This window comes from Streptomyces sp. N50, from assembly GCF_033335955.1.
Classification (GTDB): domain Bacteria; phylum Actinomycetota; class Actinomycetes; order Streptomycetales; family Streptomycetaceae; genus Streptomyces.
On record NZ_CP137549.1, the window covers coordinates 8,604,093 to 8,619,730 of the forward strand.

The following is a 15,638-nucleotide window of genomic DNA, read 5'->3' on the forward strand; positions in this document are numbered from 1 at the left end:
TCCCCTAGCTCAAGTGGACGTCGGACAGGGACGGTTGGGAGAGAGACGGCACAGCCTCCGAAGAAGACGGCACGGACTCCGAAGAGGAGGACCGGGAGGGGGCGGCGGCCTCGCGGACGAACGCCGCCGCGCGCTCGCCGATCATGACGCTGGGCGCGTGCGTGTTGCCCGCGGTGATCGACGGCATCACCGACGCGTCCGCGATCCGCAGCCCCGCGATGCCGTGCACGCGCAGCTCCGGGTCCGTGACGGTGTCCGCGCCCGTGCCCATCCGGCAGGTGCCGGCCGGGTGCCACAGGGTGGTCGCGTTGGCGGCGATGTACCGGCGCAGCTCCTCGGGGCCGGTGATGTCCTTGCCGGGGCCCAACTCGTCGCCGCGGAACGGGTCGAAGGCCCGGGTGGCGGCCAACTCGCGGGCCAGCCGCACCCCATGGACGAGGACATCGAGGTCGGCCGTCGAGGTGAGGTAGCCGGCGCTGACGACGGCGTTGGACTCCGGGCTGCTGTCGCGCAGCCGTATGCGACCCCGGCTCTGCGGCCGCAGCGCGATCGGCGCGAAGGTGAAGCCGGGGCCCTCCCACTGGTCGGCGGGGGCGTCGGCCGGCAGGAACTTGATGGGGCCGAAGGTGAATTGGAGGTCGGGGGCGTCCTCCTGGCCGGCCTCGCGGGTGTGGGTGAACAGCCCCGCCTCGGACAGCAGCGCCCCGTCCGGGTGCTCCTGAAGCGACTGGTAGCAGATCGGCACGAACAGGTGGTCCTGCAGTCCCGCGCCGACCCCGGGCAGATCCTGGACGCAGCGGATGCCGTGTTCCCGCAGATGCGCGGCCGGGCCGATCCCGGACAGCATGAGCAGCTTCGGTGTCTCGAACGCCCCGGCGGACACGATGACTTCAGCCTCGGCGCGCAACTGCCGCCGTTCGCCGTCCTGGACGTACTCGATGCCCGTGACCCGCGTACCGTCCAGCAGCAGCCGGGTGACCAGGGTGTCGGTGAGCACGGTCAGGTTGGAACGGTCCAGGGACGGGCGCAGATAGGCGTCGGCCGTGCTGCACCGGTGGCCCGCGTCGTCGCGGAACGTCTGGTACAGGAAGCCGAAGCCCTCCTGCCGGGCGCCGTTGTAGTCCCCGTCGGTGTCCGTGGCGTAGCCGAGCTCACCGGCGCCTTCCACGAACGCCCGCGCGATCGGGGCGGGCCGGTCGAGTTGCCGGACCCGGACGGGACCGCCCACGCCGTGGAACGCGTCGGCGCCGCCCGAGTAGTCCTCGGCCTGCCGGAAGAACGGAAGGACGTCGTCGTAGGACCATCCGGTGGCGCCCTCGGCGACCCAGCGGGTGTAGTCGTGGCGGCTGCCGCGTACCCACATCAGGGCGTTGACGGAACTGCAGCCGCCGACGACCTTGCCACGGGCCACGGGGACACGGCGGCCCTCCATGCCCGCCTCGGACTCGGTGACGTAGCCCCAGTCGATCCCGCTCCGCCACTCGGCGGTGAGCAGCGAGAGGACCGAGGCCGCGTCGGCCCGGTGGATCTCGGGGCGCTCGTCCCAGCCGCCCGCCTCCAGCAGGACCACGCTCACGGACGGGTCCTCGCTCAGCCGGGCCGCGACCGCGCAGCCGGCCGAGCCGGCGCCCACCACGATGTAATCGGCCCCTGAGGGCACCGACTTCGACGGCATGTCAGCCTCCAAAAGGTGACGGGAAATCAGATCGCGGCCGGCTCGCCGACCCGGTAGTCGACGATCAGCGGACGGGAACCCGGTGTGGACCGTTCCAACTGCCACTTCTGGTTGATCCGGAAGGACGAGACGGTGCCGTCCGCCGACGACTTGGCGGTCCACACCACCGTGACGTCGACGTCGATACGGGTGCCGTCCTCGTGGGAGGTGACCGCCTCCACGGTGTGGCTCTGGTCGGTGTAGGCCTCGCCGACGGCCGTGTACCAGTCGAGGAAGTCAGCGTGGCTGTACAGGGTCCGCTCCGGGAAGGCCATCACCAGGCCCTTGTCGGCGACGAAGGGCAGCAGCTCCTCGACCGGCGCGTGCTCGCTCAGCAGGTCGTACCAGCGCTGCACGAACGCGGCGATCTCCCGGTCGGAGCCGGTCTGTTCGCTCGGCATGAAAGTCTCCGCTCATCGGGGTTCCGCTCCCGGGGTCCGGAAGCGACACACGTCCGATGACCCCACAACCGCGCCCGCCCCGGCCGCCCGCGCACGGGGACCGGCCGCACTGTGCGAAGTCGCCGCGAGAGCTGCGGCAACTCCTGTCAAACGCGCGTCAGTTCACAGGTCGAAGATCCATGGCCAGGACATGCCGTAGTGCGTTCGGCCACTTGAGGATGTGCCGCGACCCGGGCCCCGCCGCCGACCGGCGCGAACTCCGCCGACGTACACAGGAATCCGCCAGTCGGCACCGTCCCGCCGAACGGGAGGAACCCCATGAGCAAGCGCATTCTGGTCGTCCTGTCCGAATACGGTTACTGGGGTGAGGAGTTGATCGGCCCCCTGGAGACCTTCGACCAGGCCGGCTACCACCTCACCTTCGCCACCGCGACCGGCAAGCGCCCGCACGCGCTGCCGCCGAGCATGGACCCCGAGTACGTCGACCCGCCGCTCGGCCGCTCGGTCACCACGCCCGAGACGGCGGACAAGGTACGCAAGGTCGAGGCCTCGGACCGGCTCGACAACCCCCTAGACCTGTCGTCCTGGCTGCCCGACCGGCCGTACCGGTCCAAGCCGTACTTCCTGCGCGACTGGGAGGCGTACAACACCCGCCTGGAGCAGGTGCGTGCACAGATCGCCGACCGCTACGACGCGCTCCTGATCGTCGGCGGCAGCGGACCGATCGTCGACCTCGCCAACAACTGGCGGGTCCACGACCTGATCCTCGCCTTCCACGCGCTGGACCGGCCGATCGCCGCCGAGTGCTACGGCGTCGCCTGCCTCGCCTTCGCCCGCGACCAGGAGACCCGCGTCTCCCTCATCCGCGGCAAGCACGTCACCGGCCACTGCATCGAGTACGACTACAAGGACGGCACCGGCTTCCTCGGCACCGACTTCGTGATGGGACCGCCCCCGTACCCGCTGGAGTACATCCTGCGCGACGCCACCGCACCCGGCGGCGCCTATCACGGCAACTTCGGCAAGACGACCTCCGTCATCGTCGACTACCCGTTCATCACGGGCCGTTCGACGCCCGACTCCTACCTGACCGGTCAGAAGACCGTCGAGGTCCTCGAAGAGGGCCTGCGGCAGTGGGGGTTCACGGCGACCGACTGAGGCCGCCCGACGCCCTTTGCTCCGACGAGAGGTGAGCACACGATGGACAGCAGGCCCGCGCGGATCGCGCTGCTCGAACAACTGCAGGCCGAAGGGGTCCGGTTCATGTTCGGCAACCCCGGCACGGTCGAGCAGGGGTTCCTCGACGAACTGCGCTCCTTCCCCTCGATCCAGTACATCCTGGCCCTCCAGGAGTGCACGGCCGTCGGCATGGCGGACGGCTACGCACGCGCCACCCGCACCCCGGCGGTCCTGCAACTCCACTCCGGAGTCGGGCTCGGCAACGGCATCGGCATGCTCTACCAGGCGATGCGCGGCCACGCCCCGATCGTCACCCTGGTCGGCGAGTCCGGACTGCGCTACGACAGCATGGACGCGCAGATGGCCGCCGACCTGGTCGGCATGGCGAAGCCGGTGACCAAGTGGGCCACCCGCGTGGTCGATCCCGACTCCACGCTGCGCGTCCTGCGCCGCGCCTTCAAGGTCGCCGCGACCCCGCCCTACGGTCCGGTGCTGGTCGTGCTGCCCGCCGACGTGATGGACCACGAGACCGCCGAACCGGTGGCGCCCGTCTCCTACCCGGAGACCCGCAGCCTGCCGACCCCGGACACCGTGGCGAAGGCCGCGGCCCTGCTCGCCGACGCCCGCAAGCCGATCGTCATCGCCGGTGACGGGGTCCACTTCGCGGGCGCCCAGGCGGAGTTGGGGCGACTGGCCGAGGTGTGGGGCGCCGACGTCTACGGCGCGGACTGGGCCGAGGTCAACCTCTCCGTCGAACACCCCGCCTACGCGGGCCAGTTGGGCCACATGTTCGGCGAGCAGAGCCGGAAGATCACCGGTGCCGCCGACGGTGTCCTCATCGTGGGCACCTACGCGCTGCCCGAGGTGTACCCGGCGCTCGACGGCGTCTTCGGGGCCGGTGTCCCGGTCGTGCACATCGACCTCGACTCCGGCGCGATCGCCAAGAACCACCCCGTCGACCTCGGCATCGTCGCCGACCCGAAGGCCACCCTGGGCCTCCTCGCGGACGCACTGGGCCGGGCGATGGGCCTGGGCCGGCGCACGGCGGCGGCCGAGCGGCTGCGCCGGCACGCCGCTCAGCGCTCGGCCGCGCTCGCCAAGGCCGACGAACGGGCCGAGGCCGCCGCCGAGGCCGCGGAACTGCCCACCATCGCCCTCGCCAAGGAGTTCGCCCGCCGGCTGCCGTCGGACGCGATCCTCTTCGACGAGGCGCTGACCGCGTCCCCGGCGCTCTTCCGCCGGCTCCCGGCGACCGTGCCGGGCCAGTGGATGCAGACCCGCGGCGGCTCCCTCGGCGTCGGCATCCCCGGCGCGCTGGGTGCCCAACTCGCCCACCCCGACCGCACGGTGGTCGGCTTCACCGGCGACGGCGGCAGCATGTACACCTTCCAGGCGCTGTGGACGGCGGCCCGCTACGGCCTGCCCACCAAGTTCGTCATCTGCAACAACGGCAGCTACAAGCTCCTTGAGGACAACATCGAGGAGTACTGGCGGGACCAGCACATCCCCGCCCACGAACAGCCCGAGATCTTCGACCTGTCCAGCCCGGCCGTCGACTTCGTCTCCCTCGCCGGCTCGCTCGGCGTGGCAGCCGTACGGGTCGAGAAGCCCGGGCAGGCCGAGGAGGCGGTCGCGCAGGCGCTCGCCCACCGCGGGCCGTTCCTCATCGACCTGGTCACCGCGAAGGGGAAGGGGTAGTTGCCGTGCGACTGTCCGGTCACAAGATCGCTGTCCTGATGGAGAGCGACTTCTACGAGCCCGAGATCCTCTACTACCGCTACCGCTTCCCCGAGGAGGGAGCCGAGGTCCACTTCCTGTCCCGGCTGTGGGGCAACGAGCAGATGACGTTCCAGGGTCATGAGCACCGCATGCCCTTCGAGGTCACCGAGTCCTTCGAGGAGCTCGACGAGTTCGCGCTGAAGGAGTACTCGGCGGTGATCGTCCCCTCCGGGATGGTCGCCGACCGGCTGCGCTTCACCGAGGACACCCAACTGCTCCCGCCCGCCTCGCAGTTCCTGCGCCGCGCGTTCGCCGACCCGGCGATCCTCAAGGGCATCATCTGCCACGGCATGTGGCTCGCCGCGCCCGTGCAGGGCCTGATGCAGGGCAGGCGCGCGGTGGTGCACAACAACCTGCTCGGCGATCTGCGGAACATGGGCGGCGAGTACGTCGACCAGGACGTCGTCATCCACGACGACCTGGTCACCGGCCGCACCGGCAACCACTGCCACCTCTTCGCACGGACCATCATCGACCTGCTCGCAGCCCGGACGCCGGCCCCGACCGGGCTGCGCTGACGGGATCCGAGCGGGGAGGAGTCGACCATGACACCGGTGACCGGGCGCATCCCCGTCCTCGACGTCCAACCACGCGTGCGGGACGGGGAGTTGCCCGCCAAGGCCGTGACCGGGGAACACCTCGACATCACGGCCACCGTCTTCCGCGAGGGCCACGGCGCCGTCGCCGCGGACGTCGTCCTGCACGATCCCGCGGGGCGCCCCGCCCACCGGGTCCCGATGACCCTCGTCGACGAGGACGCCGACCGCTGGCAGGCCACCGTGGTCCCCGACACGGAGGGCCTGTGGACCTTCCGTGTCGAGGCCTGGGCCGACCCGCTGGAGAGCTGGCGGCACGATGCCACGCTAAAGATAGAGGCGGCCGTCGACACCGAACTCACCCTGGCCGAGGGCGCGTTGCTGCACGAACGGGCGGCCCTCGGCATCACCTCCTCGGACCGCCGGGAGGCGGTCACCGCGGCCGTCGCCGCGCTCCGCGACACCCTGGGCCCCCCTCCGGCCCGGCTGTCCGCCGTCACCACCCCCGGGTGACGGCCGCCCTGGGGCGCTACGCGCTGCGTGACTTGGTCACCGCCTCCCGGCCTCTGCCCCTGCGCGTCGAACGCCGGCGCGCCCTCGTCGGCTCCTGGTACGAGCTGTTCCCGCGCTCGGAGGGAGCGGTGGTCCAGGCGGGCAGCCGCCCGCTCGGAGGCACACTGCGGAGTGCCGCCGAGCGGCTGCCCGCCGTCGCCGCGATGGGATTCGACGTCGTCTATCTGCCACCCGTCCACCCGATCGGCACGACCCACCGCAAGGGCGCGAACAACACCCTCCACGCGGGCCCCGACGACGTCGGCTCACCCTGGGCCATCGGCTCCCGGCACGGCGGCCACGACGCCATCCACCCCGACCTCGGGACGGAGGACGACTTCCGCCACTTCGTCGCCACGGCAAGGGAGTTGGGCCTCGAAGTCGCCCTGGACCTCGCCCTCCAGTGCTCACCGGACCACCCCTGGCTCGCCGAGCACCCCGAGTGGTTCCACCACCGCGCCGACGGATCCATCGCCTACGCCGAGAACCCGCCGAAGACGTACGAGGACATCCACCAACTCGACTTCGACGGCGACCCCGAGGGCCTGTACGCCGAGGCGCTGCGTGTCGTACGGCACTGGATGGACCTGGGCGTGCGGATCTTCCGCGTGGACAACCCGCACACCAAACCCGTGCAGTTCTGGGAGTGGCTGATCGCGGAGGTCGACGCCACCGACCCCGATGTGCTGTTCCTGGCCGAGGCGTTCACCCGCCGGGCCATGGTGCACGCGCTGGCGCAGGCCGGCTTCCAGCAGTCGTACACCTACTTCACCTGGAAGAACACCAAGGAGGAGCTGACCGCCTACCTGCCCGAACTCGCCCAGGACAGCGCGGACTTCATGCGCCCCAACCTGTTCGTGAACACCCCCGACATCCTGCACGCCTACCTCCAGCACGGCGGCCGCCCCGCCTTCGAGGTCCGGGCCGTGCTCGCCGCGACCGCCGCGCCGAGCTGGGGTGTCTACGCCGGCTACGAGCTGTGCGAGAACACCCCGCTGGCGGAGGGGACCGAGGACTACCTCGCCTCGGAGAAGTACCAGCTCCGGCCCCGGGACTGGGCACTCGCGGAGGCCGAGGGCCGCACCATCACCCCCCTCATCACCCTGCTCAACCGGCTCCGCCGACTGCACCCGGCCCTCCAGGAGTTGCGCAACCTGCGCCTCCAGAGCACCGACTCCGACCAGATCCTCGCCTACACGAAGAGCGTCGAACTCCCGGACGGCGGGGCCGACTTGGTGCTCGTGATCGTCAACCTCGACCCGCACCACGCCCACGAGGCCACCGTCACCTGCGACCCGGCCGCCCTCGGCCTGCCCGCCGACGGCACGCTCAAGCTGCGCGACGAACTCACCGGGGCGACCTACGCCTGGGGCGAGTCCACCTACGTACGCCTCGATCCGGCCCACCAGGTCGCGCACGTGCTCACACCCGCGGAGGGATCATGAGCGACGGCATCCTCGAACCCCTGCTCCCGGCCCTCGCACCCTGGCTGGAGGGCCGCCGCTGGTTTGACTCCCGCTTCACCGGGGCCCGCCTCGAAACCCGCGCGGCCTCCGCGCTCGGCGACGAACCACCCCTTCTGCTGCACGCCGTGGTCGCGGCCCGCCGCCCCGACGGCCAGACCCTGCACTACCAACTCCTGCTCGGCCTGCGGCCCGAGCTACCCACCCGCCTCGAACCCGCCGCGATCACCACCGTCCCGGCCGGCCCCTGGCAGGGCTGGCGGGTCTACGACGCGCTCGCCGACGGCGCCCTCCTCGGACTGCTGCTGCGGACGCTCGCGGGCGGCGGCGCGCGTCCCGGCCCCCGCCTCGAACGCACCGGCCGCTACCCGCTCCCCGTCGGCCTCGTGCCCCACCCCCTCGACGGCGAGATGAGCAACACGGCGGTGGCGTACGGCGGCCAGATCCTCCTCAAGATCTTCCGCCGCCCCGAACCCGGCCCGCACACCGAGGTCGAGGCCCTGCACGCCCTCACCCGGGAACACTGCGAGCGCACCCCCCGCCTCTACGGCGCCCTGCACAGCGACGCCCCCGGCGCGGAGGGCCTGGTGCTCGGCCTCGTCGAGGAGTTCCTGCCCGACGCCCGGGACGGCTGGGAGGAGGCGGTACGGCACGCGAGCGACTGCATGGACGACGCGGGCCGCGGCGTACCGGCCGGCGGCGGATTCACCCCGCACGCCCGCAGCCTGGGCCGGGCCGTCGCCGAGGTGCACGGCGCGCTGGACAAGGCGTTCGGCCGCAGCCGGCTCACCGCGCAGGACGTGGCCGAGGAGGCGGCGGGCATGAACATGCGGCTGAAGGAGGCCGCCGAGGAGGTCCCGGCGCTGGCCCGCTACACCACCCGGATCGGCGCCCTCTTCGACGACTACGCCCGGATCGCCGGGCGCGGCAACCCCGTGTTCGCCCAGCGCACCCACGGCGATCTGCACCTGGGCCAGGCGCTGCGTACCGCCGACGGCTGGCGCATCGTCGACTTCGAGGGCGAACCGGCCCGCACCGCCGCCGAACGCGCCCTGCCTCAACCGGTGTTGAGGGATGTCGCCGGCATGCTGCGCTCCTTCGACTACGCGGCCCGCACCGGCCTGGCGGGCCTGGAGTCCGCCGATCCCGAGGACGGCTCGCCCGCGCGACGGCTGCGCAGGCGACGGCGGGCGTCCGCGTGGGCGGTGCGCAACCGGCGCGCGTTCGTCGAGGGCTACGCGGCGGCCGGCCGGGAGGACCCGCACTGCCAGCCCGTGGTGCTGCGCGCCTTCGAGGCGGACAAGGCCGTATACGAGGTCGTGTACGAGTCCCGGCTCCGCCCCGAGCGGCTGCCGATCCCGCTCGCCGCCGTGCACCGCTTGGCGAACACCTCCCGCTGACCGTGGGTCGAATTCCCCGTCGCCCACCGGGAATTGAGCACACGGGCCAAATAGAGAATTCCGCCGGCGTGCGCGGCGGGAATTCCGGCGGCGGAAAAGGGGGCGGAATTCCGGTGGCCTCCGGGCGATGACCGGTTGTGTCGTCGGCACCGTCGAACGGAGACATGACGAACCCCCCGGCCCGGACACTCGTCCAGGCGGGGGGTTCGGAGGGCTCGGATCCGGCCGGAAACGGAACCGCGTCGCCTGCCCCGTCGGGCCGTTCGACGTCGAATGGTCCATGCCTTTACCAGGGACGACGGCCAGTGGTCCATGCCTTTGCGCGGTGCCGCCCGCGAGCCGAACTCGACCTGGACGGTAGGGATCCCGGCCGGATTCGGGAATATGGCCGGGAGCTCAGGAACGGTGCTGCTCGGTGAAGATCTGGCTGGGGTCGCGGTGCGGTGCCATGCCGGCCGCCGACAGGGCCCGGTCGTACGCCTTGAGGGCCTCGACGGTGTTGCCCTGCCGCTTCCACAGGTCGCCCAGGTAACGCCAGTTGAGCGCCACCTGGTGGGACGGCCGGAACTGGCGCAACTGCCGGGTGGCGGCCTGGAGATACTGCGCGGCCTGGTCGAAGTTGCCGCGCATCAGCTGGATCTCGGCGAGCGTGCCCCGGGCGCCGACGGCCTGGATGCGGGACTCGGTGCCGGTCAGCCCGAGGGCGCGCTCGGCGTGCGCCGCGGCCTCGTCCCACTGCCCGAGCATCGCGTCGGCGTCGGCGAGCCCGATCTCGCACTGGGCCAGCTCCGGCGCGTTGCCCACCTCGGCCAGCAGTTGCTGCGCCTCCTCCAACAGCTGCTTGCCGCGCGCCGGTTCGGGCTCGTCGACCTGGAGCAGGAGCGAGCCGTAGTTCATCTTGAGCATGGCGAGATGACGGAGGTTGTCGTCCTCGGACATCAGCGCGAGTGCCCGCTCCACCAGGGCCATGGCCTCGTTGAGCTGACCGCGCGAGCGGGCCACCAGACCCGCGTTCCAGTACACGGCGCCCCGCGCGGCCCGCGCGCCCTGCTTGTCGGCGGCGTCGAGGAGCTTGCCGCCCATGAGCTGGGCCCGGGTCAGGTCACCGCGCATGTGGTACGACGCCATGAGGGTGGCGCCGAGCTGGACGTGGTCGACTGTCACGTCCAGGCCGAGGGCATCCAGCCGGGACATGGCCCGCTCGCCGATCTCGATGCTGAGCGTGATGTCGCCGGCGTCGCGGTAGCAGCGGCACAGGGCGACCGCCGTCTGGCACCACTCGGTGGAACCCGGGGCCAGGTCGGGGTCGCGGTAGAGCTCTTCCAGGACCGCGATGGCGGCCTCGGTGCGGTCCAGCTTCTCCAGCGCGGAGGCCTGGCCCATGCGGGCGCGCCGGGTCATGGAGACGTCCAGCAGGGCGGGCCTGGTCAGCAGTTCGCTGAGGGTTTGCAGTGCCTCGCCGTTGCTGCCGTTGCGCAAAGCCATCTCGCCGAAGGCCAGCCGCAGCCGCGCCTCTTCCAGCTCGTGGTCGTCCCGGCCGCTGCGCAGGTACTCCGCGGAGCAGCCGAGGCGCTCCGCGAGCGCGGCGAGCACGGACTCCGAGGGGGCGCGCTTGCCGGATTCGATCAAGGAGATGTAGCTCGCCGATATCTCGCTGGACGCCAGATCCTGCTGCTTGAGGCCACGTTTGCCGCGCAGCAGTCGGATGCGCTCGCCCAGCCCTGTCGTCGTCGTGTTTTCGAGGGGGTCCATGTGGGCTCCTTGGAGGTGGCTATGACCACCGGGATGACAGATCAACGTTACCAGTAAGTCGCCCACGATCCAATGGAGTTGGCATGATCGATTCGCTGGCGCGAAGTGGTCTGGACTGGCATTTTCCGAATTGACGGTAATTCAGATTTCATATGGGCAAGGGCATTCCGCTTTTCGAGATCGTCTTTTGCGAGATTAATACTTGACTGATTGAGTAAGTTCTTGTTGACTCATCTTGTCAACGCGTCATCCGTAAATGGTCATCCGTAAATGCTCGGAGAGGAGATTTTCATGAGCATCAAAGTATTCACGCTCATAGCAATCGTCGTCTTCGTCGGTGGACTTGTGACGAGCGGACTCTGGTTGAACGGTTCGGGTGCCACCACCCATCCCCTGCGCGAAGGCATCGCGCAGTCCAGCGGTGCGAGCGGTGCCTGCTGCTGAGGCGACGCCCGTCCGGACGAACGGCACTTCAGGCTCAGTGGACCGGTGGACGGTCCGGCGGCTGGTTCGACGGCCTGCCGGACGTCCCCCGGTCTGTCCGTATGTGCTGCCAGGGCATTCCGCCGTGCGGGAAATGACAGGCCACGGTGTGCGTGCCGGCGACGGTGACCTGAGCGGCCCGCGGAATCTCGTCCGCGCACCGCGCACGCCGCCCCGGCGCGAGCAGCGCGGCGACCGGGCAACGGGCCAGGAACCGGCACCCCGCCGTGACCGGCACCCCGGACGGAGGGTCGCCCGGCAGCACGATCCGGCGCCGGGCTCGCTCGGCGACCGGGTCCGGCAGCGGGACGGCCGACAACAGGGCCCGCGTGTAGGGATGCCGGGGCGCGTCGAGGATCTCGTCCACGGGCCCGGTCTCCACCGTCCGCCCGGCGTACATCACCGACACCCGATCGGCGATCTGCCGCACCACGGCGAGGTCGTGCGACACGAGCAGATAGGCCGGCCCCGACTCCCGCTTGAGCCGCAGCAGCAGATCCAGGATCTGCGCCTGCACGGACACGTCCAACGCGGACACGGGTTCGTCCAGCAGCAGCAACGCGGGCTCGACGGCCAGCGCGCGGGCGATGGCGACCCGCTGCCGCTGCCCCCCGGAGAACTGATGCGGATACCGCTCCGCGTCCCCCGCGTCCAGTCCCACCTGCCGGAGCAGCCGCGGAATCCGTGACGCCACGACGTCCCGTGGCACGCGCCGGGCGTGGAGCGGCTCGGCGACGATGTCGCCCACCGGCATCCGCGGATCGAGACTCGACATGGGATCCTGCGGCACGATCTGCACGGCCCCGCGCAGGAGCCGAGCGGTACGTCGAGTCAGCCGCGCCACGTCCTGCCCGAGGATCTCCACGGTTCCGGACTCGGGCGCCGTGAGCGACACGATCTCCATGAGCACCGTGGACTTGCCGGCGCCGGACTCGCCCACGAGCGCGAGGGTCTCACCGCGGCGGACCTCCAGACCGACCTCTTCCACGGCGACGACCGCACGCTCGCGACGCCGCCGGCCGCTGGGCGGGACGTAGGACTTGGCCAGGCCGGTTACGCGGAGGACGAGTTCGGGCGGAGTCGGTTGGGGGAGTGGGGGTGCGGGGGTGGATTCGGGAGGGACGGAGTGGGGCGCGTCCATGACCCGGGGTTCTCGTTGCCGGAGGCGGGAGGTGTGCTGCGCCTCCATGGCCACAGGTTCCCGGTGCCGGGCGTGGACGGTGCGGTGCTTCTGTGGCGTCCTGGGCTCCTGTCACCGGGTGTGGACGGTGTGGACCGTTCCAGCGACCCGGGTTCCCCGTAGCCCGGTGCGGGCGGCAGGGCCCGACTCCGTGACCCTGAGTCCTCGTCGCCGGGACTGGACAGCGCCGGGCCCTCCAGCCCTCCCTCGCCCCGCGCATCCCCTCCCGTCTCCCCGCTCGGGGGGAACAGCTCCACCGCCGTCCGCTGCGACACCAACCGGACCCTGCGGCAAGCGGCCTCGTGGGCGTCGATGCCCGCCAGGCCTGCCCTGGACGGGCTGTCCACGCCCAGGAGTCGGATGTCCGAGGTGACGCAGTCCGGTTCCGCGAGGGGGCAGCGCGGGGCGAAGGCGCAGCCGGGGGGAGTGCTGCCCGGCGTGGGGGCCGTGCCCGGGATCGGGGTGAGGGGGGAGCGGGCGTCGGGGCGGGGTACCGAGCCGACCAGGCCGAGGGTGTACGGCATCCGGGGGCGGGTCAGGACCGCCTCCACCGGGCCCGTCTCCACGATGCGGCCCGCGTACAGGACGGCGACCCGGTCCGCCGTGCCCGCGACCACCCCCAGGTCGTGGGTGACCAGGAGCAACGCCGCGCCCGTCTCGCGCCGGGCGGCGGCCAGGGCCTCCAACACCTGGGCCTGGACGGTGACATCGAGCGCGCTGGTGGGCTCGTCCGCGATCAGGACGTCGGGGCTGTTGGCCATCGCCATCGCGATCATCGCCCGCTGGCGCATCCCGCCGGAGAGCTGGTGGGGGTACGCGCGTGCCGCCCGATCCGGACTCGGCACCCCTACGAAGTCCAGCAGTTCCACCGCCCGGCGCTGCGCCGACTCCCGCCGTGGGCGCGGGTGTTGGTGGATGCGCAGGGCCTCCGCGATCTGGTCGCCGATCCGCCGCACCGGGGTGAAGGCGTGCAGCGGGTCCTGGAAGACCATCGCGACGCGGCGCCCGCGGATACGCGCCAACTCCCGTACCGGTAAGCCGAGTAGCTCCTCGCCCAGCAGTCGTACCGATCCGCCGACCTGAGCACCCGGCGGGGCCAGGCCCATCAGGGCCAGCGCCGTGAGTGTCTTGCCGGTGCCCGACTCGCCCACCAGGCCCAGTACTTCACCGCGGCGGAGGGTGAGGTCGACACCGCGCACCACGGGCAGCGGGGGCCGCCGTTCCACCCGGACGGCGACCGTCAGGCCACTCACCTCCAGGACGGTGGTCAACTGGGTATCCCTGGCAGGGGAGTTCGGGACGGGCGGCTCGTGGAGTCCACCGTCGTCGGGTCCAGCGCGTCCCGCAGGGCACCGCCCACCAGGTTGACCGCCAGCACGAACGCGATCAGCAGGCCCGTGGGGAAGAAGAACATCCACGGATACACCAGCGCCACATCCGTCGCGTCCGCGATCAGCGTGCCGAGGGAGACGTCGGGCGGCTGGACGCCCAGACCGAAGTACGACAGCCCGGTCTCACTGATCACCGCCCCGCCCACGGCGATCGTCGCGTCCGTGATCAGGAACGACGCCGTGTGCGGCAGCACATGCCGCCAGATGATCCGCGGAGCCGGGACGCCCATCAGCCGTGCCACCACCACGAACTGACGCTCCTTCAGGGACAGCGTCATGCCCCGCACCGCCCGCGCCGTGACCATCCAGCTCAGCAGCGCCAGCAGACCGACCAGCGCGATCCAGCCCCGCTCGCGCAGCTTCGGCGCGACCACGACCAGCACGAGCAGGCCGGGGAGGACGAGCATCAGGTCCACGACGAACATCAGGACCCGGTCCGTCCAGCCGCCGAAGTAGCCGGCGCAGGCACCCACCGCCGCCGCCAGCACAGTGGAGAAGAGAGCGACCAGCAACCCGATCAGCAGCGACTTCTGCAACCCCCGCACCACCTGGGCGAACACGTCCTGCCCGATCCGGTTCGTGCCCATCCAGTGCCGCGCGTCGGGCGGTTGCCGCAGCGCCGTGTAGTCGACGTCCGTGTGTGTCCACGGGCTGACGAACGGCCCCACGAAAGCCAGCGCGAACAGCGACAGCAGGACCGCCAGCCCGCACAACGCCCCCGGTCGCCGCACCATCCGCCGCAGCACCGTCCGACCCCGGCCTCCCCGACCGCCGACGCCCGTCACGGCTGCCGCACCCGGGGATCGAGGAGCGCGTGCACGACATCGGCCAGCAGCCCGGCGAGCAGTACGACGGCCGCGGCGAACAGGTCGATCGCCACCACCGAGTTGATGTCGCCCTTCTGCACCGAATCGACGAGCCAACTGCCCATGCCGGGCCAGCCGAAGACCTCCTCGGTGAACACGGCGCCGGTGAACAGGGTCAGCATCCCGAAGGAGAAGAACACCGACACCGGGACGAGCGAGATCCGCAGCCCGTGCCGCAGCAGCGCCCGCCCCGGGGTGAGCCCCTTGGCCTGGGCGGTACGCAGATGGTCGGCGCCGAGTACGTCGAGGGTCGCGGCGCGCTGGTAGCGGCTGTACGAGGCGATCGCGGGGACGGCCACGCAGATCGCCGGGAGGAGCAAGTGGGCGGCCGTGTCGCGCAGTTGGGCCAGCCAGCCGCCCTGCAGCGCCGGGGTGTGCTCGCCCGTGTACAGGATGACCGTGCTGCCCGCGGCCCGGTTGACCGCCAGCGCGCCGGTCTTCAGCAGCAGCGCCAGCACGAACGTCGGCACGCACAGCACCGCGAACGAGAACACCGTCAGCGCCCGGTCGCCCAGGCCGCCGCGCCGTACCGCCGCCCACACCCCGGCCAGCACGCCGACTGCCGTACCGGCCACCGTGCCCACCAGCAGCAGCCGCACGGACACCCCGACCCGGCGGCCGAACTCGGCGTCCACGGACTCGCCGTCGATGGTCCGGCCCAGGTCGCCGTGGACGGCCCGGTCCGCCCAGTGGGCGAAGCGTTCGGGCAGCGGAGCGCGGTCGTCCATGCCCAGCCGGGCCAGCTCGTCGTCGACGACCCGGCTCGGCGGAGGCGGCTGCTGGCCCTCGAAGTAGGCGCGCGGATCCAGCGCCGTGGAGGCGAGGGCGTAGGTGAGGACGACGGAGGAGAGGAAGAGGATCGTGCAGTGGACCAGGCGCCTGAGGATCAGGGAGAGCATGGAACTCGTTCCGCTTCATGTGGGTGACACATCGTGATGTTAA

10 protein-coding genes and 2 pseudogenes are annotated in these 15,638 nt (G+C 71.4%); 6 read left to right on the forward strand and 6 right to left on the reverse strand.

Annotation, left to right across the window (positions count from 1 at the left end):
- Positions 1-4: 4 nt before the first annotated feature.
- Together R2B38_RS38160 and R2B38_RS38165 are read right to left on the reverse strand one after the other, a co-directional pair.
- The gene (locus tag R2B38_RS38160; RefSeq protein WP_318020372.1) at positions 5-1,675 is read right to left on the reverse strand and encodes a GMC family oxidoreductase; all 1,671 of its coding nucleotides are present in this window, start codon (positions 1,673-1,675) and stop codon (positions 5-7) included.
- A gap of 26 nt (positions 1,676-1,701) precedes the next feature.
- Positions 1,702-2,115, reverse strand: coding sequence for a hypothetical protein (locus R2B38_RS38165; RefSeq protein WP_318020373.1), 414 nt, complete (start codon positions 2,113-2,115; stop codon positions 1,702-1,704).
- Positions 2,116-2,433: 318 nt separating this feature from the next.
- Here R2B38_RS38165 and R2B38_RS38170 point away from each other — a divergent pair, with 318 nt between their 5' ends.
- The 5 genes and pseudogenes from R2B38_RS38170 (at position 2,434) to R2B38_RS38190 (ending at position 9,024) form a co-directional block, all read left to right on the forward strand.
- Positions 2,434-3,273, forward strand: a complete 840-nt coding sequence (locus R2B38_RS38170; protein WP_318020374.1) for a type 1 glutamine amidotransferase domain-containing protein — start codon at positions 2,434-2,436, stop codon at positions 3,271-3,273.
- A gap of 42 nt (positions 3,274-3,315) precedes the next feature.
- Positions 3,316-4,992, forward strand: coding sequence for a thiamine pyrophosphate-binding protein (locus R2B38_RS38175; RefSeq protein WP_318020375.1), 1,677 nt, complete (start codon positions 3,316-3,318; stop codon positions 4,990-4,992).
- 5 nt (positions 4,993-4,997) lie between these two features.
- Positions 4,998-5,591: a DJ-1/PfpI family protein gene (locus R2B38_RS38180; RefSeq protein WP_318020376.1), complete on the forward strand. Its 594-nt coding sequence runs from the start codon at positions 4,998-5,000 to the stop codon at positions 5,589-5,591.
- A gap of 27 nt (positions 5,592-5,618) precedes the next feature.
- Positions 5,619-7,606, forward strand: a pseudogene (locus R2B38_RS38185) (alpha-1,4-glucan--maltose-1-phosphate maltosyltransferase).
- A complete protein-coding gene (locus R2B38_RS38190; protein WP_318020377.1) occupies positions 7,603-9,024 on the forward strand; it encodes a maltokinase N-terminal cap-like domain-containing protein in 1,422 nt (473 codons plus the stop codon). The pseudogene R2B38_RS38185 and the gene R2B38_RS38190 overlap by 4 nt, the downstream one beginning before the upstream one ends.
- 396 nt (positions 9,025-9,420) lie before the next feature.
- Here R2B38_RS38190 and R2B38_RS38195 read toward each other — a convergent pair whose 3' ends face one another.
- The gene (locus tag R2B38_RS38195) at positions 9,421-10,776 is read right to left on the reverse strand and encodes a helix-turn-helix domain-containing protein (RefSeq protein WP_318020378.1); all 1,356 of its coding nucleotides are present in this window, start codon (positions 10,774-10,776) and stop codon (positions 9,421-9,423) included.
- Between the two features lie 291 nt (positions 10,777-11,067).
- Here R2B38_RS38195 and R2B38_RS38200 point away from each other — a divergent pair, with 291 nt between their 5' ends.
- A complete protein-coding gene (locus R2B38_RS38200; protein WP_158697264.1) occupies positions 11,068-11,220 on the forward strand; it encodes a hypothetical protein in 153 nt (50 codons plus the stop codon).
- Positions 11,221-11,254: 34 nt separating this feature from the next.
- Here R2B38_RS38200 and R2B38_RS51395 read toward each other — a convergent pair.
- The 3 genes and pseudogenes from R2B38_RS51395 to R2B38_RS38220 all read right to left on the reverse strand — a co-directional run bounded on the left by R2B38_RS51395 (position 11,255) and on the right by R2B38_RS38220 (position 15,595).
- Positions 11,255-13,710, reverse strand: a pseudogene (locus R2B38_RS51395) (dipeptide ABC transporter ATP-binding protein).
- Positions 13,707-14,576 carry an ABC transporter permease gene (locus R2B38_RS38215; protein ID WP_411978525.1) on the reverse strand — a complete coding sequence of 290 codons (870 nt, stop codon included), beginning with the start codon at positions 14,574-14,576 and terminating at the stop codon, positions 13,707-13,709. Before R2B38_RS38215 ends, R2B38_RS51395 begins: the two are co-directional and overlap by 4 nt.
- A 35-nt stretch (positions 14,577-14,611) precedes the next feature.
- A complete protein-coding gene (locus R2B38_RS38220; protein ID WP_318020382.1) occupies positions 14,612-15,595 on the reverse strand; it encodes an ABC transporter permease in 984 nt (327 codons plus the stop codon).
- Positions 15,596-15,638: the final 43 nt, after the last annotated feature.

Bases quoted from the DNA above. Each gene is read 5' to 3' on its own strand.
- R2B38_RS38175 (WP_318020375.1), top strand. From the start codon at position 3,316: ATGGACAGCAGGCCCGCGCGGATCGCGCTGCTCGAACAACTGCAGGCC.
- R2B38_RS38200 (WP_158697264.1), top strand. From the start codon at position 11,068: ATGAGCATCAAAGTATTCACGCTCATAGCAATCGTCGTCTTCGTCGGT.
- R2B38_RS38160 (WP_318020372.1), bottom strand. From the start codon at position 1,675: ATGCCGTCGAAGTCGGTGCCCTCAGGGGCCGATTACATCGTGGTGGGC.
- R2B38_RS38190 (WP_318020377.1), top strand. From the start codon at position 7,603: ATGAGCGACGGCATCCTCGAACCCCTGCTCCCGGCCCTCGCACCCTGG.
- R2B38_RS38165 (WP_318020373.1), bottom strand. From the start codon at position 2,115: ATGCCGAGCGAACAGACCGGCTCCGACCGGGAGATCGCCGCGTTCGTG.
- R2B38_RS38220 (WP_318020382.1), bottom strand. From the start codon at position 15,595: ATGCTCTCCCTGATCCTCAGGCGCCTGGTCCACTGCACGATCCTCTTC.
- R2B38_RS38170 (WP_318020374.1), top strand. From the start codon at position 2,434: ATGAGCAAGCGCATTCTGGTCGTCCTGTCCGAATACGGTTACTGGGGT.
- R2B38_RS38195 (WP_318020378.1), bottom strand. From the start codon at position 10,776: ATGGACCCCCTCGAAAACACGACGACGACAGGGCTGGGCGAGCGCATC.